This is a genomic window from Gemmatimonadaceae bacterium, assembly GCA_035606695.1.
Taxonomy (GTDB): domain Bacteria; phylum Gemmatimonadota; class Gemmatimonadetes; order Gemmatimonadales; family Gemmatimonadaceae; genus JAQBQB01.
Genome location: DATNEW010000050.1, coordinates 183,005 through 208,012, shown reverse-complemented (window position 1 = coordinate 208,012; position 25,008 = coordinate 183,005). Strand labels below are relative to the sequence as shown.

Here is a 25,008-nt window from a genome sequence, read left to right as displayed (position 1 = left end):
TGAGCGTGAGGCCGCGTCAAGTCACGCACACTTCCGCAAGGAGCAGCACATGCCGACACGCAGCGCGAGCGCGAAATGGGAAGGCGGATTGAAGAACGGCCGCGGATCGTTCACCGGTCAAACCGGTTTGGGCGGTCAATACAACTTCAGCTCGCGATTCGAGAGCGGAACGGGGTCGAATCCAGAGGAGTTGCTCGCGGCGGCGGAGGCTGCGTGCTACAGCATGGCGCTGAGCGCGGGGCTCGAGCGCAACGGCACGCCGGCGACGAGCGTGGAGACGAAAGCCGATTGCACGATCGACAAGGTCGGCGATGGGTTCGGGATCACGAAGATGCAACTCACCGTGCGCGCGAGCGTTCGGAATCTCGACGACGCGACGTTCCAGCGGATCGCGAAAGAGACGAAGGACGGCTGTCCCGTCTCGAAGGCGCTCAAGGGCGTGGACATTCAATTGGCGGCCACGTTGTCGTCGTGAGAAACGTGAAGCGTTTCTCGAAGACGGTCGGCTAGCGTACTGACTGCCGATCGTCTTCGCCGCGCTCAGTCGGCGTAGTACTCCTTGATGCACATCGTGACGACGCGCTGCAGCAGGCGCACGTGCTCGTTCGGCTCCTTGATCGAGCGGACGATGGGCAACGAGTACCAGATGTCCTTGAGCACGACGAGCAGCTGTTCCGGCAGCATCGACTGCTCGCGGGCTTCAGCGGCCATGGCGTGCAGCGCGCGCCCGAGACCTTCACCGCTCCCCGGCGCGCTGACGTACGCGTTCAGCGCGGAGCGCACGGCCTGAATTGTCGCGTCGGACAGCGAGCCGGGGCCGGGGCTCGAGTCATGGACCATCATCATGATGCACGAATGTTTACCGCGGCGTCATGCGAGTCAAGGGCAGCGGGGAAGAATTACGACTGGTGACGGCAATCTCCGGCGCACTTGAATAGTGCCGCCCGCCGCCGCAGGCTTACTCCTCCGTTCACCACACGAAACATCGCGCTCACCGCTCTCCCCCCGCTCCCCGATTTCACCGTTTTCACCGTTTTCACCGTTTCACAATTCTCATGGCTACCCCTTCAGTCACGCACTATTCGTGGGATGAGATGCCCAAGGAACAGGTCTCGCCGATGCTCGACCGGCGGCTCATCACCGGCGATCGCATGATGCTCGCGCACGTGTACCTCAAGAAAGGCTGCATCGTCCCGAAGCATTCCCACGAGAATGAACAGATTACGTATATCCTCGAGGGCGAGCTGAAATTCTGGATCGGCGATGACGAATCGCAGATCGTGCACGTCAAGGCGGGCGAGGTGCTGCACATTCCGTCGAACGTTCCGCACAAGGCCGAAGCCGTCGTGGACACGCTGGACGTGGACATTTTCGATCCGCCGCGCCAGGACTGGTTGAACAAGACCGACGCGTACCTCCGGAAATAGGCGAAGCCCGCATGGACCTGGGGCTACGCGGAAAGACCGCCGTCGTCGCCGCGGCCAGCCGCGGCCTTGGCCGCGCGATCGCCGATGAGCTGGCGCGCGAAGGAGTGCGACTCGTCATCTGCGCACGGGGCGCCGATACACTCGACGCCGCGCGAAAGGAGATTGCCGACGCAACCGACGCCGACGTTCACTCAGTCGTCGCCGATCTCTCCGAGGCAGCGGGAATCGAACGTGTCGCCGCTGCGGCGCGAGAAGCGTTTGGCCACGTCGACATTCTCGTCAACAATGCCGGCGGGCCACCGGCCGGACCGTTCGAGAAGCATGACTGGGACGTCTGGCAGCAGGCGGTGAATCTCACGCTTCGCAGCACGGTCGAGCTGACGCGCGCCATGCTGCCGGGCATGCGCGAACGAAAGTGGGGCCGCGTGATCAACGTGACGTCGATCGCCGTGAAACAACCGGTGGAAAACCTGATGCTGTCGAACAGCGTGCGCTCCGCCGTGACCGGGTTTGCGCGCACGTTGGCCAACGAAGTCGCGATCGACGGTGTGACGGTGAACAACATCCTTCCTGGCTACACACGAACCGAGCGCGTCGAGCAGTTGGCGGCCGCAAACGCCGCGAAGGAGGGGCTCGCCTCGCAGGACATTCTCGGCCGGTTCGAGCGCGAGATCCCGATGCGCCGGCTGGGTGAGCCGCGTGAGTTCGCGGCACTGGCGGCGTTTCTGGCGTCGGAGCGGGCGAGCTACATAACTGGACAGTCGATCGCGGTCGATGGGGGATGGATTCGCGCGCTGTTATAGCCGCGATCGAGGTGAGGCCCGCGCGCGCAGCGCCGCGGGCCTAACTGCCCCCACCCTGTGGTTGCGCTCCAACAGCCAGGTCCTTCGCGCCCGGCCCGTGATGGAACACCGTTCGGCTCGGCAGCGCAAACTTGAGCTGGTCCGCGTTGAAGCGGCGCAGAATCTCGAGGTTGATCGCCTGCTGAATGTTCATGTACACGTTGTACTCGGGATCGAGCACGTAGTACACCGTCTCGAGGCGGATGCCCGACTCGGTGAAGCTCGCCACGTGACTGCGGTCGAAGCGCACCGGCTTCTGCGCCGTCACGATTTGCTCGAGCACCGTCGGCAGCCGCTCGAGCACGTCGGTGGACGTGTCGAACGGCACATCGAGATTGAACGTGGCCCGCCGCTGGAACATGCGGCGATAGTTTCTGAGCCGCGATTTGAGCACATCGCTGTTGCCGATGATGATCTGCTCACCGGTCACGCTGCGAATGCGCGTCGTCTTGAGTCCGATGTGCTCGACGATGCCATTGATGTTGTCGACGCCGATGTTGTCGCCGACGTCGAACGGCTTGTCGAACACGATCGCCAGCGCGGCGAGCAAGTCGCCAAGAATGTTCTGCACCGCCAGCGCGATCGCGATCCCGCTGACACCCAGGCCCGTGATGAGCGGTGTGATCTCCACGCTGAACACCGATTTCAACGCGGTGATGAAGATCAGCAGCCAGATCACGACCTTGGCGCCGACGCCCATCGCCGTGATCATCGCCACGCTCGTGCGGTCGTGCGTGCCCGTGCGACGCTTGAGATGGAGCTCGACCCAGAACGCGATCGCCGCCACGGACCAGAGGGCGAGCTGCCAGAGGAGAATCAGCTTCGTGAGGGGCGGAATCAGCGGCGCGATCCGTCCGTGCAGCGACAGACTCGAAATGCCGGTCAACACCGCGAGCGCAACGAGCACCCACGTGCGCGTTCCCTTCAGCAGATCGACGATCAGGTCGTCGATCTGATTCGTCGTGCGCGACGCGAGCGCTCCAATGCGTGAGATCAGCACGCGTCGCACCACGAGGGCGACGAGCAACACCACGGCCGTCGTCAGGCCGGCGGTCAACCACGCGCGCAGCGAATTGCTGAGGAATTGCCGATCGAGCAAATCGGCAACAGGTGCGGGCACGATCATGCCCTACAATCTATCTCGACCGAACTACAGCGCTGCAGCCGCTTCCATCTCGGCGGAGACACGGCGGCGTTTGACGACCAAGTCGCCGTCGCACGCATCGCAGGTGCAGCACTGCCACGCCGGTTCCACGTCCTCGCCGAAGTAGTCGAGAATGAAACGCGTGCGGCACTGCGCGCTCTGACAGTAGTTGATCATCGAGCGCAGCTTCGCGCGATCCTGCACGCGCCGCTCTTCGTAGTCGGTGAGGTCGGCGCTCAGATCGACCTGCGTCAGGCGGTTCTGGAGACGCTCCCAGCTGCCGCCGCGATACTCGCGCACGAGCCCATGCCGCTTGAGCAGCACGAGGACGATGCGCGCTTTGCGCCGTGCGACACCGGATTTTTCCGCGAGCTCGTCGATGAGCGCGGTCTCGCCCAGCGGCACCTGCTCCAACACGATGGCAACCTTCGCCGCCTCTTCCACATCGGGATACTTGCCGCCCAGGAAGTATGACTGCACCCGGCTGTCTTCGACGCGGTAAAAGAGCGTACACGTCGCGGGGAGTCCGTCGCGCCCGGCGCGGCCCGCCTCCTGATAGTACGCCTCGACCGATCCCGGAAAATGGTAGTGCACCACGAAGCGAATGTCGCGCTTGTCGATGCCCAGTCCGAACGCGTTCGTCGCGATGATCGCCTTGAACTCGTCGCGCATGAAGCGATCCTGCGTCTCCTTGCGCTCCGGACCGTTCAGCTTTCCGTGATAAAGTCCGATCGGAAAATGCGGCGAAAAATGTTCATGCAGCCGCTCGGCCTCACGCACCGTCGCGACATAGATGACACCTACGCCCGGACTTTCGCGCAGCACCTGCTCGAGCGCCGCATCCTTCATCGCTTGATTGACCGTGCGCTTGACCTCGAAGCGCAGATTCGGCCGCGCGAATCCCGTGACGGTGACGTGCGGATCCTTCATGCCCAGTTGTCGCGCGATGTCGTCGCGCACTTCCTGCGTCGCCGTCGCGGTGAGCGCAAGAATCGGCGGCCGCCCCAGGCGCTTGACCACGGAGCCGAGTGTGAGGTAGTCCGGCCGGAAGTCGTGTCCCCACTGGCTCACGCAGTGCGCTTCGTCGATCACGAACAAGCTCACGGTGCGAGTGAGCAGCCGCTCGAAGAATTCGCGATCCTTGAATCGCTCCGGCGTGAGGTAGAGGATTTCACCGCCGCCGTCGCCGACGCGCTGCGCGAGATCGCGCGCTTCGGCATCGGTCAAGTGCGAGTGCATCGCGAGTGCGTCGACGCCGTGTGCCGCGAGCTTGTCCTGCTGGTCTTTCATGAGCGCGATCAGGGGACTCACGACAACCGTGAGTCCCGGCAGCATCAGCGCGGGCAGCTGATACACGAGCGATTTGCCGCTGCCGGTGGGCATGACGACGAGCGCGTCCTCGCCGCCTAGGACGGCGTCGATCGGCTCCCACTGACCTTTCTGGAAATCCTTATGACCAAAGCGGTCGACGAGGACGTGACGCGCTTTGGTCTTGAGCGACGTAGGCATCGCTCAATAGAAAGGCACGAAACGGACCGTGAGCGAAGCGCGTGGCGACGCCGAGTCACAATGGACACCGGCGTCGTCACATTATCGCCGCTTCTCTACGACGGCTTAGTTGTTCGAGACGTGCGTCTGCGCATCGGTACCGCGGATCTCGATCTTGCGCGGCTGCGCCGCATGGGCCTTCGGGACGGTGACCGTGAGGAGACCGTTCGCGAAGTCGGCACTGATCTGCTCGCCGTCCACGAACTCCGGCAGGCGAATGGCACGCTCGAACGCGCCGAACACGCGCTCGGCGGCGTAGACGCGGAGCTCGCCTTGCTTGGAGGGATCGAGCGGCGACGGCTTGGTGCCGCGAATGACGAGCACGTTCTGCTCGAAGCTGATGTCGACCCTGGACGCATCCACACCAGGCAGCTCGGCGTACATCACATAGGCGTCTTTCTTCTCGACGACGTCGACGGCCGGAACCCAGACGCGGGCATCGCCGGTCCAGTTGGTCGAGAGGGCCTGGTCGATCGCGCGGTTGAGGGTGAGCATGCGATCGAGCGTGGAGTTGAGGCTGTTGGCGTTGCGGTTGGTCAGCATGTTCGGTTGCTCCTGTTCTCCTGTGTTTGTGTCATGAGATCGCCGCCGATCCACGGTGGCGGGGTATCAGAGAAGGCAGCGCGTGTGCCCAGTCGGGTGCGCCAAAGTGGCAAACGTCGCGGGGGGCGGTCGATCACATCGGCAAACCGGGACCCGGGACGTTGTTCGAAATGGCAGTATTTTTCACGTCATCCATTGCTGTGTTCAGGATGACACGACTACGAGGCATCGATGCTCATCAAAAAGCCCGACGACATCAAATCGTCCGAGATCACGACCGAAGAGCAGTACCTGAATCGCCGAAAGTTTCTGGCGGCGGCGGGTGTGGTCACCGCCGGGCTCATGGGCTCGGGCCGCTTGATCCACGCGATCGCTCCCGCGCGCGACCGCGACGCGCGGCAGGACGAGAAGCCGAACACGTACGATGAGATCACGCATTACAACAACTACTACGAGTTCGGCACCGACAAGGAAGATCCGGCGGCGAACGCCCAGAAGTTCCGCACCAAGCCGTGGACGGTGAAAGTCGACGGTCTCGTGAAGAAGAAGGGCGACTATCACCTGGAAGATCTGCTCAAGCCGTACAAGGTCGAGGATCGGACCTATCGCTTCCGCTGCGTCGAAGCGTGGTCGATGGTCATACCCTGGCAGGGCGTGCCGCTGGGCGAGATGATCAAAACGTTCGAGCCGTTGCCGAGCGCGAAATATGTACGTTTTGAGACTATTTATGCACCGGATCAGATGCCCGGGCAGCGCGAGCCGATCCTGCAGTGGCCATACGTCGAGGGGCTGCGCATGGACGAAGCGATGCATCCGTTGACGCTGATGGTCACGGGACTCTATGGAAAGCCGTTGCCGAATCAGGATGGCGCGCCGTTCCGGCTCATCGTGCCGTGGAAGTACGGCTTCAAAGGCATCAAGGCGATCACGAAAATCTCATTCGTGGCGGATCAGCCGAAGAACACGTGGCAGATCGCGAACGCGGACGAGTACGGCTTTTACGCGAACGTGAATCCCGAGGTCGATCATCCGCGCTGGACGCAGGCGAGCGAGCGGCGGATCGGGCAGTTCCGGCGGATCAAGACGCTCATGTTCAACGGCTACGCGGATCAGGTGGCGCACATGTATGCGGGGATGGATTTGAGGAAGAACTTTTAGTGGCGTGTCATCCTCCTGAGCGGGGCCAGGGCCCTGACAGTCATCCTCGCGAGCGCAGCGAGACGAGGATCGGCTTTTGAGTCACGCAGTTGAAACCCGCGTTTCCATGAGCAACTCCTCGTCTCCCTCCCCGTCGCTGCGCTCAGGGTCGGTCGCGAGGATGACCATTCCGTTTGCCCTGTGCCTGACCCCCCTCGCGTACATCGCCTGGAAGTTCTGGCAGAACAAACTCGGCGCGAATCCCATTCGCGAGCTCGAGATCGAGACCGGGCTCTGGACGCTGCGCATGCTCGCGATCACGCTCAGCGTCACGCCGGTCCGCCGCGCATTCGGCTGGAACTGGCTTCAGAAATACCGCCGCATGCTCGGCCTATTCACGTTTTTTTATGCCACGGTTCATATGAGCATGTGGGCCGGCGTCGATTGGTTCTTCGCCTGGGGCGACATGTGGCACGAGATCGTGAAGCACAAATACATCCTGATCGGCATGACGACGTGGCTGATCATGGTGCCGCTCGCGGTCACGTCGACCAGAGGATGGGTGCGCCGGCTCGGCAAGCGGTGGACGAAGCTCCACCGGCTCGTGTACGTCGCGGCGATCACCGGAACCATTCATTACCTGTGGGCGGTGAAGAAGGACACCTTCTTCCCGCTGGTGTACCTGGGCGTGTTCGCGCTGCTCCTGGCCTACCGCGTTATTTCCGCGCGACAGCGATCGTCTCGAGAATCGCGTCCGCGATCGCGCGCATCGGCGGCGGCATAGGCACGTCGTCGCTGCGCGCCGGCCCGGCGCCGCCGCAGGGCCGGTTCGACAAGAAACGGTGAGCGCTTTTGTCATCCGTTACACTTGTCGTGGTGAAGACTCCCGCCCGGCGCCACATCTCACCCAGCCAGCTTTCGATTTTCGCGGTCACCGCGCCCGGCCTCGAGCCGCTTTGCGCGGCTGAGCTCCGCGCGCTCGGCATTCGAGGCAAGGTCGACGAAGGCGGCGTCGCGTGGCGCGGGGACATGGAATCCGTCATGCGCGCGAATCTCTGGCTCCGTACGGCGTCACGCGTGATCGTGCGCGTCGCGGAGTTTCGAGCGAAGGCGTTCTTCGAGCTCGAGCTCAACGCGAAGAAGATTCCATGGAAGCAATACGTTTCGCCCAATGCGCGCGTGGAATTTCGCGTCACGGCGCGCAAGTCGAAGCTGTATCACACCGGCGCGATCGCAGAGCGGCTGGGCGACGCGGTGTCGGCGGCCGTGAAGGGCGTCACGGTCGAGAAGGGCGGCAGCGAGGATGACGACGCCGGCGCGGCGTCGCAGCTGTTCATCGTCCGATTCGCGCACGACGTGGCAACGGTGAGCGTAGATACGTCTGGCGCGCTGCTGCACAGGCGGGGGTATCGGCAGCAGCTCGCGAAGGCGCCATTGCGCGAGACGCTCGCCGCGGCGGTGTTGCTCGGCGCCGGCTGGAATGGAACGACCGCGCTCACCGATCCCATGTGTGGGTCCGGCACGATCGCGATCGAAGGGGCGCGGATCGCACGGCGCATCGCGCCAGGATGTGAACGGAGATTCACATTCCTGGATTGGCCGGGCGTCGATACCGCTCGGTGGGAGACGCTCGTGCGGGCAGCGCGTGAAACTGAGTTGCCGCGATCGCCGGTCGCGATTCAAGCGAGCGATCGCGACGCCGGCGCGATCGATGCGGCGCGGGCCAATGCGGAGCGCGCGCGCGTCGCGAGCGACATCGCGTTCGCCGTGCAGCCGATCTCGGCGTTATCGGCCGCGGAACCTCCGGGACTCGTCGCGATCAACCCGCCGTACGGCGTGCGCGTCGGCGAGCGGGTTCGATTACGAAACTTGTATGCGCAGCTGGGCAACGTGCTTCGCGCGCAGCGGGCGGGGTGGGCGCTCGCGCTGCTCTCGGCGGACACGCAGCTGGAGCGACAAGCGGATCTGGAATTCGAGGAACGGTTTCGAACGAAGAACGGGGGGATCCCGGTGCGGCTCGTCGTCGCGCCGGTGGCGGACGTGACGCGCTGACGCTCCTACTTCTTCACGCCTTCAGTCCCGGTCACGTAGCCAATCGCGAGTGATCCGGCGCGCAGCGGATCCGGCAGGTGCGCCATGATCCACTCGAGAATGCCTTCGGGCGTCTTGATGCGCATGACTGCCTCGAGCAACGCGCGCGGGTCTCCGTTCTGCTGGTAGGCGAAGAGCGCATTCACGGTGGTCGGGTTGTTCAACAACTTCGCCACGTTCTCGAACGCGCCGGGCCAGATGCCGATGCTATCCAGACACGCGACCATCAGATTGATGTGCTCGGGCGTCGCGAAGGGATGCCCGCCGCCCCCGGCGACGCCCATCACGATGGACTCATTGTCGAGAATGGCGAGGAAGTGCCGGGCGAACCCGGCGAGAAAATGGCCGACCCTCGTCAGCGCGTCGAACGACGTGAGCGAGTCGGACGATTCCAGCAACTGCGCCAACAGCTGTTTGAGCCGCACCGGATCGTTGCCGTAGGTGACGAGCGCGTCGAGAAAGCCGCCTGACAGGAGATCCGGCACATCCAGCCAGTTCACGCGCACGCCGCCGTAGGGCACGCACATGATCCAGATCGTCAGAAAGATGACGGGATCGCGGAGCAACTTGAGAATTTCCTCACGTGACCGTCCCGTTTTCGCGGCGATGACGCTCACGAACGCAACGGTGCGGGAGCACTGGTAGAAGTGCTGGCCGAAGTAGCGCGGAATCGCGGCGCCGGAAAACGTGGCGTGAAGACGGCTGTGGCCGAGCGACTTCAACGTGTCGCAGATCATCCTCGCGTCGGGACTGCCAATGTCCGGAACCGAGTCGCGCGGCTTCAGGGACATGTCGTAGCCGAAGTTGAGTGCGAACTCGCTATTGAGCGTCCTCAGGCCCATGAGATCATACAGAAAGCGCCACTGGTCCGTCGTGACGGGAACGACCTGCCCGCCACGCTGTTGCTGCGTCGTGGTCGGAACGATCTGCATGTCCTGCTCGTTGCGCTCCTGCGACGGCTGCGTGTCGCCGCCCAACTGCGTGATCGAACCCTTGGCGAAGCGACGGTCGTTCGAGTTCTGCGTTCCATAAAAGCGTACAAAGCGCACTTTGATGAACTTCACGCGATTCGACGTCAGCGTCACGACAGCCAACGGGCGGTAGCGTGTGCGCTGATTGAACTTCTTCGTCGAGTAGCTCCAGTACTTCTTGGACTTCATCACCTGACTAATCATGACCAGCCCCGCTGTTAGGCGTTCCGCGCCGACTTGATCGTTACCGCGACACCGCGAGACCTTGAGGGTTGGAGCCGGCGGCGTGCGTCGCGACGAGCGTCAAATGACCGGTACTCTGGTTGATCGCGAATATGGAGACGCTGTTGTCGATGCCGTTGCCCGTATAGACCCACTTGCCTTGCGGGTCGCTCACGATCCATTCGGTGCCGACACGTACGCCCTGGGCCGTGCCGATCGACCCGCCCTCCGTGAGCACACCCGTCGTCTGATCGACGGCGAAGGTGTGAATGATGCCGCTGTTCAAGTCCGGCACATATGCCCACCGGCCAGTGGCGTCGACGGCGACGTGCGTCATCGTGCCCGAGCTGGGAGTCGCGATTCCGGTCGCCGTGAGCGTGCCGTCGCTGTTGATCGAGTACGAGTGAACGCGGTTCTGGATGCGTTCCGTGACGTACACGAAGCGGCCGGTCGGATCGACGGTGATGCCGCGAGGCTGCGACGTGAACGGAGGGTTGCCCGGAACGGCAAGCGTGCCGTTCGCCGCGAGCGTCCCGTCGGCGTTGATCTTGTACAGCGAGATCGTGTTGTCGTTCTGATTCGTCGCGTAGACGTAGCGGCTGAGCGGATCGACCGTGAGGGATTGGGCGTGATTGCCGGCCGCCACCGTTCCGATCGCCGTGAGCGCTCCGGTGCTGCCGATCGAGAATTCCGAGATGCTGCTGCCGTTCGCGGCGGAGACGTCGTTCACGACATACACCCAACGTCCCGTTGGATCGACGACGAGCGAGGTCGAGCCCGCGCTCGCGGCGACAGAGCCTCCGTTCGTGAGCGCGCCCGTCGTCTGATCGATCGTCCACTCTGAGACCCGGCCGGCGGTGTGGTCCGCGGCATAGGCGAAATGGCCCGACGGATCGACCGCCACATCATTCGGGCCCGCGGCCGTGCCGGCCGTGCCGGCGCCGATCGCGGTGATGTCGCCGGTCGTCGGGTCGATCGACCACATGCGAACCTGGTTGCTGCCGAACGCACTGGAATACAACCAGCGGCCAGGCTCATTCACGAATACTTGCGACGACGCATTGACGGTGGCGCCAGCGCTCGTCGCGCTCGCCGTGAATGTCTTCGTCGTCCCCGGCGTGACCACCGTGCTGCTCGTGCAGCCGACCGACCCAATGCCGTTGTTGATCGAGCACGTCGGCGCGTTCGCCGCCGTCAGCGCGAGCGTCACCGGTTGCACGATCGTCACATGCGTCGAGAGCGCGGCGAACGACGTGATCGAGGGCGCGATGATGACGTTGAACGATTGCGCGCCGCTCGTGCCGCCACGCGTGTTCACCGTCACGTCTCGCGAGCCGAGCGCGGCGCCCGCATCCACGGTGAAGTCGGCGGTGAGCGACGTGCTGCTCGCGACGTTGACGTTGTTCGCCGTCACGTTCGCGCCGCTCACCGACAGCGTCGTTGCGCCGGGCACGAAGTCCGTGCCCGTCAGCGTGAGCGTCTGAACGCCGCCTTGCGCCCCGTTCGCCGGTGAAATGCTCGAGAGCACCGGCAAGACGGACACGACCGAGAAGGTCGCGGTGTTGCTCGTTCCGTTGCTCGTGCTCACAGTCACGTTGCGCGCGCCGAGATCCGCCGTCGCGCTCACGGTGAATGTCACCGCGAGCGAATTGGTGCTGGTCACGTTGACCGCGCCCACGGTGACGCCGGTGCCGCTGACGCTCACCGATGTTCCGCCGGCGACGAAGTTCGCGCCGGTGATGTTGACGCCCACCGCGGTCGCGATCGCGGCGGCGACGGGATTCATCGACCCGATGAACGGGACCACCGAGAAGACGCGGAACGGAACCGCGGCCGACGTTCCGCCGCTCGTCGTCACCGTGAGATTGTGATCGCCCGCGACCGCCGACGCGGCGATCGTGATGCGTGCCGTCATCGACGTACCGCTCGCCACGTTGACGCTGTCGACGGTGAGGCCCGCGCCGTCGACGTTCACGGTCGCGCCAGGCACGAAGTTGGTGCCGGCGAGCGTGACGGTGACACTCGTGCGCTGCGACCCACCCGATGGCGTGACGGTCGTGACGGTCGGCGTGGGCGGAATGATGGTGAATGACAGCGTCGCCGTGGTACCGCCCGCGTTCGTCACGGTGATCGTGCGTGCGCCCAGCGCGGCGGCGGCGTCGATCGCGAGGGTGGCTGTAAGAGTTGTACTATTAGTAACCGACAATGAACCGACGGTGACGCCCGTCCCGCTGACGGAGACGCTGGTCGCGCCGCTCACGAAGTTGCTTCCGGAAATCGTGACCGGGACGGACGTGCCTAGCACGCCGATTGCCGGCGTGACGCCGGTCGCGGTCGGCGCCGGCGGGTTCACGGTGAACGCCGCCGCGCCGCTCGATCCGCCCGACGTCGTGACCGTGACCGCGCGGCTGCCCACCGCGGCATCGGTCGCGACGGTAAACGTCGCCGTGATCGACGTGGGGCTCGCCACGGTCACGTTGGAGACTGACACGCCGCTTCCGCTGACCGCGACGCTCGTACCCGCGACGAAGTTCGATCCGGTGATCGTCTGGGTGAACGACGTACCGGTCACGCCCGCGCTCGCGCTGAGACTTGCGATCGTCGGCGCCGGCGGATTGATCGTGAAGCCCTGCGTGCCGCTCGTACCGCCGGTCGTCGTCACGCTGATCGTCCGCCCGCCGAGCGCCGCGCTCGATCCCACCACGAGATCCGCGGTGATGGACGTCGCGCTCACCACCTTCGTGTTTTGCACCGTGATGTCGGCGCCGCTCACGGCGACCGTCGTCGAGCTCGCCGAGATGAAGTTGCCGCCGGTGAGCGTCACCGTCGTCGTCGCGCCGCGAACGACGATCGCCGGCGTTACGCCGGTCAGCGCGGGGACAGGCGGATTGATCGTGAACGTCTGCGCTCCGCTCGTGCCGGCGCTCGTCGTCACGGTCAGGCTGCGCGCCCCCAACTCGGCTGTCGATGCGATCGTCAGTGTCACGGTCAGCATGTTCTCGCTGGCCACGCTCACGGAAGACGCGGTGACGCCCGTGCCACTCACGGCGACGGTCGTTCCGCCAGTGACGAAGTTCGCGCCGACGAGCGTCAGCGTCGTGGTCGTGCCCTGCACGCCGGTGCTGTTCGATAGTGACGTGATCGTCGGCGCGGGCAACGGCGCGGAGGTGTGGTCACTCGAGCAGCCCGCCGCGATCAAGAGGGCCGAAACCGTCAACCGCAGCAAGCGGCGTGCATTCACGATGTGCATCAAAACCCCTTTTTGGGCCGCTCGTTTTCGGCCGTGACGAAAGTGTGAAGCGCCAGCGAGCAGGAACTCCGTGCCGGCGGGCAGACAATTATGAAGTGCGGATCAGCGGGACACCACGATGCCGCGCGGGAAATTTCCCGTTGGCCCGGTCCCCACGGCGATCGCGATGCACATCAGGTCCTTTCCTGCCGCTGGCCCGCGACGGCGATGATGTAGCTCAACCGGCCGACTGCTCCTGAAGGGCCATCGCTCTCGATCCCGCGGAGATCCGGAATGGCGAAATGCTCGGCGTCGCCGCCCCAGGCGGTACCGATGACGTCGAACAAGGCGAGAAACGGCTCGCCGATCGGAAGCGAACGGCCGTCACAGAGCAGCCAACCTGCCGGTGCACGCTCACCGCCGAACAACCGGATCTCGCCTACGTATGCGTTGTCGAGCATGACGTCGTCACTCGTTGGATAGAGGCCGTTGCATGCGATGCCGTACTCGATCTTCGAAACCCCCGAGCGGACTGCGGGAAGGCTGAACGTCGTTCGTCCGTCGCCGCCGAACCGCCAGCCGAGCAAGGAGAACAGGGGCTGGTGATCCCCGATTGGCAGCACTCGGCCATCGCACGAGATCCAGTCTTCCGGCAGCCCGCGCGCGAACCGGCGGATTTCACCAACGAAGTGGGACACTTTACGGATTACTCACTGGTCTTGCTCACTGGTCCGGGAGCGTTGTGTAATTGCGAGAACGGTGAACGCGCCATAACGTTGGGCGCCGAGTCTGACCGATTCCTGCCAATTTCTGACTCGCTCTAAGTGATTAACCTCCAAGTACTTGGCCGCCTCGAGCTCACGGGAGCGAACGGGCGCGTTCTCGATTCCGTGCTCGCACAGCCCAAGCGGCAGGCCGTGTTGGCCTACCTGGCGGTGGCTGTTCCGCGCGGCTATCACCGGCGCGACTCGCTCGTGGCGTTGTTGTGGCCCGAGCGTGACGATGAGCATGCGCGCGGCTCGCTCAGCAAAGCGGTCAGTTACCTGCGGCAGGCGCTCGGCGCCGACGCGCTCATCAGCCGCGGACACGCGGAGCTCGGGCTGGATTGGCATTTGGTGTGGTGCGACGCGGCCGGGTTCGAGGACGCGTTCGATCGCGGGGCGCTCGCCGAAGCGATGGCGTTGTATCGCGGCGATCTGTTGCCCGGTTTTCACGTGGACGAAGCGCCCGAATTCGATCATTGGCTCGAGCGGGAGCGCGCGCGGCTGCGCGGACGGGCGTTGCAGGCGTCGCGCATGCTCAGCGAACGCGAAGAGGCCGCGGGTCGGCTCGCTGCATCGATCGAGTGGGCGCGCCGCGCCATGTCGCTCGATGCGTTCGACGAAGCGAGCGTGCGGCGTGTGATCGCAGTGCTCGACAAGGCGTCGGATCGTGCCGGGGCGCTCCGCACGTACGATGAATTCTCAGCGCTCTTGCGTGCCGAGCTCGATGCGGAGCCCGACGCCGAGACGACGGCGTTGATGGAGTCGATTCGCGATCGCCAGACGCCGAGGGCGGAGATGCCCTCCGCACCGCCGATCGATTCGGCCCCGGTGATTGAAACGCAGACGTCGCGTGAGCCCGCCGTCGCCGCCAATTCTGTTCCGCGACCGCGCTCGATCTGGCGTACGCGAATGGCGGCGATTGGTTCGGCGGCGCTGGCGATCGTCCTGCTCGTTGCGTGGGTGATCGTCGGACGAGATCGCGCGGACGCCACGCACGCACGATTCAGCGTCGCCGTTTCGCCCTTCGTCGTCGAGGGCGCGGCCCACGCCCGCGACGTCGGCGAGCGACTCGCACGCGCGATCTCCGCGCGGCTCGATCGAGAAGGCTCGCTGCGCGCTGTTGATGCGGCATCGGCGAGCGCGCGCTTTCGATTGTTGGGGCGTATCGACGCGCGCGGGGACTCGATCGACGTGACGGCGACGCTGTTCGACACGATCGTGGGCCGCGAGCCGATCGCCCACGCCGCCGCGACCGGATTCACGCGCGACGTCGATTCGCTCAGCGCTGACATCGCGTGGCAAATCATGACGTTGCAACCCACCAGCATCGCGCCGCGGGTGCATCAGCCGCCGACGCATTTCACGGCGTCGCTCGTCGCGGTGCGCGCCTTCATGGATGGCGAGCGCGCACTTCGTTCCGGCCGTTTCGCCGAGGCGATGAAAGCCTACAAGTCCGCCGTGGACGCGGACACGACGTTCGCGCTCGGCTACGTCGATCTGAGTCGCGCCGCGATGTGGGCGGGCGATTACGCGATGTCCGACTTCGCGACGCAGCGTGCGTTGCGCTACGCCGATCGGCTGTCGCCGCTCGATCAGACACGCGTGCGCGCGTGGTGGGCCTATGAGGCCGGACGTCCGCTCGAGGCCGACCGGCTGACGCGGCTCGTGCTCGCCAACGACATCGGGACGGCGGATGCGTGGTACGAGCTTGGCGAGCTGCGGTTTCACTGGGGACCGATGCTCGGTTGGACGAAAGACGAGGCGCGCGATGCGTTCGAGCAAGCGTTGGCAATCACGGGCGAAGCGAGCAGCATCGTGCATCTCGCGCGTATCGCTGCCTCGGAAGGACGCGGCGGCGCGCTCGACTCGCTGGTGCGTCGCGCGCTCGCGATGGGAGTGGACGAGCCGCAGGCGCTCGAGCTGCGCGTGTTGCGTGCGCACGTCGCCGGCGATCGTGCCGAGAGCGACCGATTGCACGCGGCGATCGCGCGACTCGACGACAACGCGGCATTCTCGGTCGTATCGTTCGCCGCGGCGAGCACGGCGGAGTATCCGCTCGCGCGCGGATTGGCCGATGCGCTCACATCGCCGCGCCGAGCCCAGGGGTTTCGCGTGAGAGGTGCGATCCTCTCGGCGGAAATGGCGATGGCGCGAGGCAAGACGGCTGACGCGATGACCGCGCTCGTGGCCGGGCCCTTATTGACGCCGGCTCGCTCGATCGAGTATCGCGCGGCGCTTGCGTCGCTCCCGTTTCGCGCGACGCCGAGCGACGAAGCGAGGACGCTGCGAGCGGAGCTCCTCGCGCAACACGATGAAGGGTTGATCGGACCGGGCGCCGACCACTTCGCCGTGAACAGTATTTATCCCCCGCGCCGCGGATATCTGCTCGCGATGTTGTCGCTCAAGATGCAAGACACCGCGAGCGCGATGAAATACGCGCGGCAGCTCGACAGTGCGACCGAGAATGTCGCGGACGCGGCGTACCAGCACAGCGTGGCGCGCCTCGTTCGCGCTGAGGTGCTGCATGGCCAGGGGCGGGCATCCGATGCACTCGCGGCGCTTGGATCCCCGGCGCCGCTGCCCGGCGGTGTGTTGCCCGACGTGCTGCACTATCCGGCGGCGCACGAGCGATTCCTGCGTGCCGAGCTGTTGCGCGCCGTGGGTCGGCCGCGTGAAGCGCTGCGCTGGTACGAGACGTTTCCCGATCCCGGGGCTTATGACATCATGTATCGCGCGCCGGTTTTTCTTGGCGCGGCGTCCGCGTACCAGCAGCTGAGCCTGTCAGATTCGGCGCGACAGATGTCGAGGCGGGCGGCGGCGTTGCTCGCGGACGCGGATGCCGACTGGGCGCCGCTCCTTGCCCGGGCCCGAAGCGGTCCGTGAGGGGTTGAGCCTCAGGGAGCTCGACTGGTCATCGCCAGATTCCTGTGCTCGGTTTTTGCAAGCATCCCTTCGCCGGCCACGGCAAGATGAGGGGCCACCAACCGGGACAGGGAGGAGCGCGCACGACCCGCGCTCGGCCGTACGGAAGAGTCCGGCATCACTCTTGAAGTAATGGAGCAAGCGAGCTCTGGCTCGCAACACCTGGCGTGTCGAAAGCGCCGGGCGGTCGCACACAGACATCACCACTTCGATTTGACCAGCGATCCCCTACTCGCTGGCCATCGGCATCGTACCCCTTTTGTCAGGAGCTGACCGTGGGCGTCGGCGATAGACCCGAATTTCTTGATGATGACGCATCGGCGCCGGTAGAGAATCACGAGCGCGGGCGCGGCGGAAACGGCAATGGCAATGGCGGCCGTCGCGGCGGCAAGAAGGCCGGCGCGAAGAACGGCGGCAAGGCGCGGCGCGCTGAGCGCTCGGCACGCGCCGAAGCGGCCGCGGGCGACAGCGGCGTAGACATCGCCGTCCAGAGCGACAACGACGACGCGATCGACGAATCGCACGAGCCAACGGCCGGGAAGGACCGGCGTGCGTCGCGCGAACGGTCGCTGCATCGGCTCCTTGCCGGCCTCCGCGCGGTGAACGCGGGCGACTTCTCGGTCCGGCTTGCCGCCAACGGCGATCCGTTGATGGCCGAGATCATCGACGTGTTCAACAACGTCACGCAGAAGCAGGGGCGGTTCGTCGAGGAATTGAGCCGCGTCAGCACTTCGGTCGGGCGCGAGGGAAAGATGCGCGACCGCGTGGTGATGGCGGGGATCGGCGGCCAGTGGATGGTGGCGGTCGACTCTGTCAATTCTCTCATTAGCGATCTCGTACAACCGACGTCCGAGGTCTCGCGCGTCATCAAGGCGGTCGCCGAGGGCGACCTGTCGCAGAAGGTGGAGCTGGAGATCGAGGGCAAGCAGGTGCAGGGCGAGTTCTTCCGCATCGGTTCGACGGTGAACCGCATGGTGGATCAGCTCAACTCGTTCGCGAGCGAAGTGACGCGCGTGGCGCGCGAAGTGGGAACGGAAGGCGTGCTGGGCGGCCAGGCGAACGTGCCGGGCGTCGCCGGCACGTGGAAGGATCTGACGGAGTCGGTGAACGCGATGGCGTCGAACCTGACGAACCAGGTGCGTAATATCGCTGTTGTCACGACGGCCGTGGCGAATGGTGATTTGTCACAAAAGATCACAGTCGAAGCGAAGGGCGAAGTGCTGGAGTTGAAGGACACGATCAACATCATGGTCGACCAGCTGTCGGCCTTTGCAAGCGAAGTAACGCGTGTGGCGCGCGAAGTGGGAACGGAGGGCGTGCTGGGCGGCCAGGCGAACGTGCCAGGTGTTGGCGGCACGTGGAAGGATCTGACGGACTCGGTGAACGCGATGGCCGGCAACCTGACCAGTCAGGTGCGAAACATCGCGGATGTGACGACGGCGGTGGCGAAGGGTGATCTGTCGCGGAAGATCACGGTGGAGGCGCGCGGCGAGGTGCTCGCGCTCAAGAACACGATCAATACGATGGTGGACCAGCTCTCGGCATTCGCGGCGGAAGTGACGCGCGTGGCTCGCGAGGTGGGTACGGAGGGCGTGCTGGGCGGCCAGGCGGAAGTGAGCGGTGTGTCGGGGACGTGGAAGGATCTCACCGACAACGTGAACTTCATGGCCGCGAACCTGACCAATCAGGTGCGTAACATCGCGTTGGTCACGACCGCTGTTGCGAATGGCGATCTCTCGCAAAAGATCGCTGTCGAAGCGAAGGGAGAAATCCTGGAGCTCGCGAACACGATCAACGACATGGTCGACCGACTCGGCGTCTTCGCCGACGAAGTGACGCGCGTGGCGCGCGAAGTAGGAACGGAAGGCGTGCTGGGTGGACAGGCGAACGTGCCAGGTGTTGGCGGCACGTGGAAGGATCTGACCGACTCGGTGAACGCGATGGCGAACAACCTTACAGGACAAGTCAGAAATATCGCGGACGTTACAACCGCTGTTGCGAACGGCGACCTGTCGCGAAAAATCACCGTGGAAGCGAAGGGCGAGGTGCTCACGCTCAAGAGCACCATCAATACGATGGTGGATCAGCTGTCGGCGTTCGCGGCGGAAGTGACGCGCGTGGCGCGCGAGGTGGGAACGGAAGGTGTGCTCGGTGGACAAGCCAACGTGCCAGGCGTTGCCGGCACGTGGAAGGATCTCACCGACAACGTGAACGGCATGGCCAACAACCTGACGAATCAGGTGCGTAACATCGCGTTGGTCACGACCGCGGTCGCGAATGGTGATCTATCGCAAAAAATTACGGTCGACGCGCGCGGCGAGGTGTTGGAGCTCAAGGACACCATCAACAACATGGTGGAGAAGCTGCGCATCTTCGCGGACGAAGTGTCGCGCGTGGCGCGAGAAGTGGGAACGGAAGGTGTGCTGGGTGGTCAGGCGAACGTGCCTGGTGTGGCCGGCACGTGGAAGGGCCTGACCGACAACGTGAACGCCATGGCCGGCAACCTGACGGCGCAGGTGCGCAACATCGCGGACGTGACGACGGCGGTCGCTAAGGGCGATCTGTCGCGCAAGATCACGGTGAACGTGCAGGGCGAGGTGCTGGAGCTGAAGAACACGATCAACACGATGGTGGATCAGCTCAACGCGTTCGCGTCGGAAGTCACGCGCGTCGCGAAGGAAGTCGGTACCGAAGGAAAGCTGGGCGGCCAGGCGCGAGTCGAGGGTGTGAGCGGAACGTGGCGCGACCTCACCGAGAACGTGAACGGCATGGCCGCCAACCTGACCGTCCAGCTGCGCGACGTGAGCGCGGTGGCCACCGCCATCGCGAACGGCGACCTGACGCGCAAGATCACCGTCGAAGCGCAGGGTGAGATTCTTCAAATTAAAGAAGTAGTAAACAAGATGGTGGACCAGCTGAACGCGTTCGCGGGCGAAGTCATTCGCGTGGCGCGCGAGGTCGGCACCGAAGGCGTGCTGGGCGGCCAGGCGAACGTGCCCGGCGTCGCCGGCACGTGGAAGTCGCTCACCGAGAACGTGAACGGCATGGCGAACAACCTCACCAATCAGGTGAGAAACATCGCCGACGTGACGACCGCGGTGGCGAAGGGCGATCTGTCGCGCAAGATCACGGTCGAAGCGAAGGGCGAAGTGCTGGCGCTCAAGAACACCATCAACACGATGGTGGATCAGCTGTCGGCGTTTGCCTCCGAAGTCACACGCGTGGCGCGCGAAGTAGGTACCGAGGGCATCCTGGGCGGTCAGGCGAACGTGCCGGGCGTCGCCGGCACGTGGAAGGATCTCACGGACAACGTGAACTTCATGGCGGCGAACCTGACCAATCAGGTGCGCAACATCGCACTGGTCACGACCGCCGTCGCCAACGGTGACCTCTCACAGAAGATCACCGTCGAGGTTCGAGGCGAAGTGCTCGACTTGAAGGACACCATCAACAACATGGTGGAGAAACTTCGCATCTTCGCGGACGAAGTCAGCCGCGTGGCGCGCGAAGTGGGAACGGAGGGCCGACTGGGCGGCCAGGCCAGTGTGCCGGGTGTCGGTGGAACGTGGAAGGATCTGACCGACAACGTGAACGCGATGGCCGGCAACCTGACGGTGCAGGTGCGTAACATCGCCGACGTGACGACCGCGGTCGCGCGCGGCGATCTGTCTCGAAAGATCACCGTCGACGTGCGAGGAGAAATTCTCGAGCTCAAGAACACCATCAATACGATGGTGGACCAGCTGAACGCATTCGCCGGCGAAGTCACGCGCGTGGCGCGCGAAGTGGGAACGGAAGGAAAGCTGGGTGGCCAAGCGAAGGTGCCTGGCGCGGCCGGTGTGTGGCGCGACCTCACCGACAACGTGAACGGTCTCGCGTCGAACCTGACGACGCAGGTGCGAAACATCGCGGACGTCACGACGGCGGTCGCCAACGGCGACCTGTCGCAGAAGATCACCGTCGAAGCGCAAGGCGAGGTGCTCTCGCTCAAGAACACCATCAACAACATGGTGGATCGCCTGCGAGTCTTCGCCGACGAAGTCACGCGCGTCGCCAAGGAAGTCGGTACGGAAGGAAAACTCGGCGGCCAGGCCGAAGTGCCGGGGGTTGCCGGAACGTGGAAGGCGCTCACTGACAGCGTGAACGCGATGGCGAACTCGCTCACCGTCCAGGTGCGCAACATCGCCGACGTCGCGACCGCGGTGACGAAGGGCGACCTGACGCGGCAGATCACCGTCGACGCGCAGGGCGAGCTCGATGAGCTCAAGCAGAACATCAACCAGATGATCGCGAACCTGCGCGAGACGACCGAGCGCAACCAGGAGCAGGACTGGCTCAAGACCAATCTGGCGAAGTTCAGCCGCATGATGCAGGGCCAGAAGGATCTCGAGTCAGTTTCGAGATTGATCATGTCAGAGCTGACACCCTTGGTGTCGGCGCACCATGGCGCCTTCTTCATCGCCGATCAGGACGCGGGCGGGCAGCTGTTGAAGCTCGTCGCGAGCTACGCCTATCGCGCGCGCAAGCATGTGGCGAATCGATTCGCGCCCGGTGAGGGACTGGTCGGACAGGCCGCGCTCGAGAAGCAGCCGATCCTGCTGCAGAACGTGCCTGATGACTACATCCAGATCACGTCCGGTCTGGGTGAGGCTCCGCCACGGAACATCATCGTTCTTCCGATCCTGTTCGAAGGCGAAGTCAAAGCGGTCATCGAGCTCGCCTCGTTCCTGCCGTTCTCGCAAATCCACCAGACGTTCCTCGACCAGCTCGCTGAATCGATCGGCGTCGTGCTGAACATGATTCAGGCGAACATGCGCACCGAGGAGCTGCTGGAGCAGTCGCAGAAGCTGACGCAGGAGCTGCAGTCGCAGTCGAAGGAGCTCCAGCAGCAGCAGGAAGAGCTCAAGAAGTCGAACCAGGAGCTGGAGCAGCAGGCGCGCACGCTGCGGCAGTCGGAAGAGCTGCTCAAGGAACAGCAGGAAGAGCTGCAGCAGGTCAACGAAGAGCTCGAGGAGAAGGCCTCACTGCTCGCCGAGCAGAACGCAAAGGTCGAGCAGAAGAACCGCGAGGTCGAGTCGGCGCGTGTCGCGCTCGAGGAGAAGGCCGAGCAGCTCGCGCTCAGCTCGAAGTACAAGAACGAATTCCTGGCGAACATGAGCCACGAGCTGCGCACGCCGCTCAACTCGCTGCTCATCCTCGCCAAGCTGTTGACAGAGAACAAGGATCAGAATCTGTCGAAGAAGCAGGTCGAGTTCGCGCAGACGATCTACTCGTCGGGCACGGACCTCCTCAACCTCATCAACGACATTCTCGATCTGTCGAAGGTCGAAGCCGGGAAGATGGAGATTAATCCGACCGACCTGCCGATGAACGAAGTGAAGGACTTCGTCGAGCGGACGTTCAAGCCGGTCGCCGAACAAAAGAACCTGAGCTTCGACGTGAACATCGCGGCCGACGTCCCGTCGCCGATCTACACCGACGGCCAGCGTTTGCAACAAGTGATCAAGAACCTGCTCTCGAACGCGTTCAAGTTCACCGAGCGCGGCGGCGTCACGCTGTCGATTCACCGCGCCGAGTCGAACAAGCGGTTCGCGAGTCGTTCGCTGGATCGTGTCGAAGGCGGTGTGATCGCGTTCGAGGTGAAGGACACCGGCATCGGCATTCCGCGCGACAAGCAACAACTCATCTTCGAGGCGTTCCAGCAGGCGGACGGCACGACCAGCCGCAAGTACGGCGGCACGGGCCTGGGTCTCTCGATCAGCCGCGAGATGGCGCGCTTGCTCGGCGGCGAGATCCGCGTCGAGAGCACGCCCGGTCAGGGCAGCACATTCACGTTGTTCGTGCCGGCGCGGTTGCCCGAAGCGGCGATCGACGCGCAGCGCGCACCGAGCGACGAAGGCACGTCACGCCGCCGCGCGTCGCAGCGTGTCGAGTCTCGCGCCGAATCGCCGCGGATTGCGTCGTCACGCCCAACGGCCATCGCTCAACGTCCAGCGCAGGCCTGGGACGACGATCTCGACGATGGCGGCACCGCGACGCAGACGGTCGACGCGCCCGATCTGTCGAACATCGATCTCGAGGATTTGCCACGGCCCGAGGGCTTCGAGGACGATCGCGATGAAATCGAGCCGGGCGATCGCGTCGTGCTCGTGATCGAGAACGAGCCGAGTTTCGCGAAGATCCTGCTCGACATGGCGCGCGACAAGGACTTCAAGGGGCTCGTGGCGCTGGACGGTGACACGGGGCTTCGCATCGCGCATGCGTTCCATCCGGATGCCATCACGCTCGACATCGACATGCCGGGCATTGACGGATGGGCGGTGCTCGATCGACTCAAGCATCACCCCGACACCCGGCACATTCCAGTGCACATCATCACGGGCATTCGTGAACGCCAGCAGGGACTCAAAGCCGGCGCCATCGCGTATCTCGAGAAGCCGGTGTCGAAGGAGGCGCTCGAGGAGTCGTTCACCAAGATCTCGACGTTCATCGACCAGCAGGTGAAGCGATTGCTGGTGGTGGAAGACGACGAGACGCAGCGAAAGAGCATGGTCGAGCTGATCGCGCACGAGGACGTGGAGATCACGGCGGTCGGCACGGCGGAAGAGGCGCTCGACAAGCTGCGCGAAACACGGTTCGACTGCATGGTGCTCGACCTTGGGCTCGGCAGCGGAGCCGACGGCTTCGAGCTGCTCGAGACGATCAAGGCCGACCCGGGCATTCAGGAATTGCCGATCATCATCTACACGGGGAAGGAGCTGAGTCAGGAGGAGGACACGCGCCTTCGCCGCTACGCCGAGACGATCATCGTGAAAGATGTGAAGTCGCCGGAGCGGTTGCTGGATGAGACGGCGCTGTTCCTGCACCGGGTCGAGGCTCGTTTGCCGGAGCAGAAGCGCCGGATGCTCGAGCGGCTGCACAATACCGATGCGGTGTTCGCCGGCAAGAACGTGCTCATCGTGGACGACGACGTCCGCAACATCTTCTCGCTCACCAGCGTGCTCGAAGAGCACGGCATGAACGTCACCTTCGCGGAGAACGGCAAGGACGCGATCGCGAAGCTGGAGTCGACGCAGGGCATCGATCTCGTCCTGATGGATGTGATGATGCCCGAGATGGATGGCTACGAGACCACGCGTGCCATTCGCGAACGGCCCCGGTTCCGGACGCTGCCGATCATCGCGCTCACGGCGAAGGCGATGAAGGGGGATCGTGAGAAGTGCATCGCGGCGGGCGCGTCGGACTACATCACGAAGCCGGTGGACACGGAGCAGCTGTTGAGTCTGATGCGGGTATGGCTGTACCGCTAAGGCCGACGCGATCGCTGCATGGGCCACCGGTCAGTTATGATGCCGAGCTCGAGCGCGTCGAGATCGAGCTGTTGCTGGAGGGGATCTTTCGGCATTACGGCTTCGACTTCCGGTCGTACGCGTATGCGTCGATCCGGAGACGGCTATGGAAGCGCGTCGAAGCCGAAGGGCTGAGCTCGGTCTCCGAACTGCAGGCGGTCGTCTTGCACGACACGAGCGCGATGGAGCGCCTGCTGCTCGATCTGTCGGTGAGCGTCACGGCGATGTTTCGCGATCCGGCGTTTTACGAGACGTTCCGGAACGAGGTCGTGCCGCTGCTCAGGACGTACCCGTTCGTGCGCATCTGGCACGCGGGCTGTTCGACGGGCGAGGAAGTGTATTCCACGGCGATCATGCTGGAGGAAGAAGGGCTGTTGGACCGGACGCGCATCTACGCGACGGACATCAACGATGCGGTATTGCAGCAGGCGCGCTCGGGCATATTTCCGCTCAACCGGATGCAGGAGTACACGGACAATTACATCCGGGCCGGCGGGAAGCGGTCGTTCTCGGAGTATTACACCGCCAAGTACGACGGCGCGCTGTTCAGTCCGTCGCTCACGCGGAACGTGGTGTTTTCGCAGCACAACCTGGTGACCGACCGGTCGTTCAGCGAGTTCAACGTCATCTTCTGCCGCAACGTCCTCATCTATTTCGACCGGAACTTGCAACACCGGGTGCATGCCTTGTTCTACGAGAGTCTGGTGATGTTTGGGGTGCTGGCGCTGGGCAGCAAGGAGTCGCTGCGCTTCTCGAAGTACGAGCCTTGCTACGAAAGGCTGAGTGCGAAGGAAAAGATCTACCGAAAAGTCAGGTAGC

16 protein-coding genes are annotated in these 25,008 nt (G+C 64.2%); 9 read left to right on the top strand and 7 right to left on the bottom strand.

Annotation, left to right across the window (positions count from 1 at the left end; genetic code table 11):
• Window positions 1-49: 49 nt before the first annotated feature.
• Window positions 50-475: an OsmC family peroxiredoxin gene (locus tag VN706_25620; GenBank protein ID HXT19032.1), complete on the top strand. Its 426-nt coding sequence runs from the start codon at window positions 50-52 to the stop codon at window positions 473-475.
• Between the two features lie 65 nt (window positions 476-540).
• Here the strand turns inward: VN706_25620 and VN706_25615 are convergent, their stop codons facing one another.
• Entirely contained in the window at window positions 541-846 is a 306-nt protein-coding gene (locus VN706_25615) for a hypothetical protein (GenBank protein HXT19031.1), read from the bottom strand.
• Between the two features lie 209 nt (window positions 847-1,055).
• Here VN706_25615 and VN706_25610 point away from each other — a divergent pair, with 209 nt between their 5' ends.
• Complete coding sequence (locus VN706_25610) at window positions 1,056-1,427, top strand: cupin domain-containing protein (GenBank protein HXT19030.1); 372 nt, start codon at window positions 1,056-1,058, stop codon at window positions 1,425-1,427.
• Between the two features lie 11 nt (window positions 1,428-1,438).
• Complete coding sequence (locus VN706_25605) at window positions 1,439-2,230, top strand: SDR family oxidoreductase (GenBank protein ID HXT19029.1); 792 nt, start codon at window positions 1,439-1,441, stop codon at window positions 2,228-2,230.
• A 40-nt stretch (window positions 2,231-2,270) separates the two neighbouring features.
• Here the strand turns inward: VN706_25605 and VN706_25600 are convergent, their stop codons facing one another.
• From VN706_25600 to VN706_25590, 3 genes are all read right to left on the bottom strand, one after another.
• Complete coding sequence (locus VN706_25600) at window positions 2,271-3,389, bottom strand: mechanosensitive ion channel family protein (GenBank protein ID HXT19028.1); 1,119 nt, start codon at window positions 3,387-3,389, stop codon at window positions 2,271-2,273.
• Window positions 3,390-3,419: 30 nt separating this feature from the next.
• A complete protein-coding gene (locus tag VN706_25595; protein ID HXT19027.1) occupies window positions 3,420-4,922 on the bottom strand; it encodes an ATP-dependent DNA helicase RecQ in 1,503 nt (500 codons plus the stop codon).
• Window positions 4,923-5,027: 105 nt separating this feature from the next.
• Window positions 5,028-5,504: an Hsp20/alpha crystallin family protein gene (locus VN706_25590; GenBank protein HXT19026.1), complete on the bottom strand. Its 477-nt coding sequence runs from the start codon at window positions 5,502-5,504 to the stop codon at window positions 5,028-5,030.
• Between the two features lie 231 nt (window positions 5,505-5,735).
• On the opposite strand from VN706_25590, the gene msrP reads away from it, so the two are divergent.
• The 3 genes from msrP (at window position 5,736) to VN706_25575 (ending at window position 8,693) form a co-directional block, all read left to right on the top strand.
• On the top strand, window positions 5,736-6,662 hold the full coding sequence (gene msrP / locus VN706_25585) for a protein-methionine-sulfoxide reductase catalytic subunit MsrP (GenBank protein ID HXT19025.1): 927 nt from the start codon (window positions 5,736-5,738) through the stop codon (window positions 6,660-6,662).
• Between the two features lie 160 nt (window positions 6,663-6,822).
• Entirely contained in the window at window positions 6,823-7,425 is a 603-nt protein-coding gene (locus VN706_25580; GenBank protein HXT19024.1) for a protein-methionine-sulfoxide reductase heme-binding subunit MsrQ, read from the top strand.
• Window positions 7,426-7,517: 92 nt separating this feature from the next.
• Entirely contained in the window at window positions 7,518-8,693 is a 1,176-nt protein-coding gene (locus VN706_25575; GenBank protein HXT19023.1) for a THUMP domain-containing protein, read from the top strand.
• Between the two features lie 5 nt (window positions 8,694-8,698).
• Here the strand turns inward: VN706_25575 and VN706_25570 are convergent, their stop codons facing one another.
• From VN706_25570 to VN706_25560, 3 genes are all read right to left on the bottom strand, one after another.
• Complete coding sequence (locus tag VN706_25570; GenBank protein HXT19022.1) at window positions 8,699-9,907, bottom strand: hypothetical protein; 1,209 nt, start codon at window positions 9,905-9,907, stop codon at window positions 8,699-8,701.
• 40 nt (window positions 9,908-9,947) lie between these two features.
• Window positions 9,948-13,166, bottom strand: a complete 3,219-nt coding sequence (locus tag VN706_25565; protein HXT19021.1) for a beta-propeller fold lactonase family protein — start codon at window positions 13,164-13,166, stop codon at window positions 9,948-9,950.
• Window positions 13,167-13,348: 182 nt separating this feature from the next.
• Window positions 13,349-13,852, bottom strand: a complete 504-nt coding sequence (locus VN706_25560; GenBank protein HXT19020.1) for a tail fiber protein — start codon at window positions 13,850-13,852, stop codon at window positions 13,349-13,351.
• Window positions 13,853-13,978: 126 nt separating this feature from the next.
• On the opposite strand from VN706_25560, the gene VN706_25555 reads away from it, so the two are divergent.
• The 3 genes from VN706_25555 to VN706_25545 all read left to right on the top strand — a co-directional run bounded on the left by VN706_25555 (window position 13,979) and on the right by VN706_25545 (window position 25,007).
• Window positions 13,979-16,801, top strand: coding sequence for a BTAD domain-containing putative transcriptional regulator (locus VN706_25555; GenBank protein ID HXT19019.1), 2,823 nt, complete (start codon window positions 13,979-13,981; stop codon window positions 16,799-16,801).
• 314 nt (window positions 16,802-17,115) lie between these two features.
• Window positions 17,116-24,150, top strand: coding sequence for a HAMP domain-containing protein (locus VN706_25550; protein ID HXT19018.1), 7,035 nt, complete (start codon window positions 17,116-17,118; stop codon window positions 24,148-24,150).
• On the top strand, window positions 24,135-25,007 hold the full coding sequence (locus VN706_25545) for a protein-glutamate O-methyltransferase CheR (GenBank protein ID HXT19017.1): 873 nt from the start codon (window positions 24,135-24,137) through the stop codon (window positions 25,005-25,007). The genes VN706_25550 and VN706_25545 overlap by 16 nt, the downstream gene beginning before the upstream one ends.
• Window position 25,008: the final 1 nt, after the last annotated feature.

Coding starts and splice junctions, on each gene's coding strand:
- VN706_25620 (HXT19032.1), top strand. CDS start 50: ATGCCGACACGCAGCGCGAGCGCGAAATGGGAAGGCGGATTGAAGAAC.
- VN706_25615 (HXT19031.1), bottom strand. CDS start 846: ATGATGATGGTCCATGACTCGAGCCCCGGCCCCGGCTCGCTGTCCGAC.
- VN706_25610 (HXT19030.1), top strand. CDS start 1,056: ATGGCTACCCCTTCAGTCACGCACTATTCGTGGGATGAGATGCCCAAG.
- VN706_25605 (HXT19029.1), top strand. CDS start 1,439: ATGGACCTGGGGCTACGCGGAAAGACCGCCGTCGTCGCCGCGGCCAGC.
- VN706_25595 (HXT19027.1), bottom strand. CDS start 4,922: ATGCCTACGTCGCTCAAGACCAAAGCGCGTCACGTCCTCGTCGACCGC.
- VN706_25590 (HXT19026.1), bottom strand. CDS start 5,504: ATGCTGACCAACCGCAACGCCAACAGCCTCAACTCCACGCTCGATCGC.
- msrP (HXT19025.1), top strand. CDS start 5,736: ATGCTCATCAAAAAGCCCGACGACATCAAATCGTCCGAGATCACGACC.
- VN706_25580 (HXT19024.1), top strand. CDS start 6,823: ATGACCATTCCGTTTGCCCTGTGCCTGACCCCCCTCGCGTACATCGCC.
- VN706_25570 (HXT19022.1), bottom strand. CDS start 9,907: ATGATTAGTCAGGTGATGAAGTCCAAGAAGTACTGGAGCTACTCGACG.
- VN706_25545 (HXT19017.1), top strand. CDS start 24,135: ATGGCTGTACCGCTAAGGCCGACGCGATCGCTGCATGGGCCACCGGTC.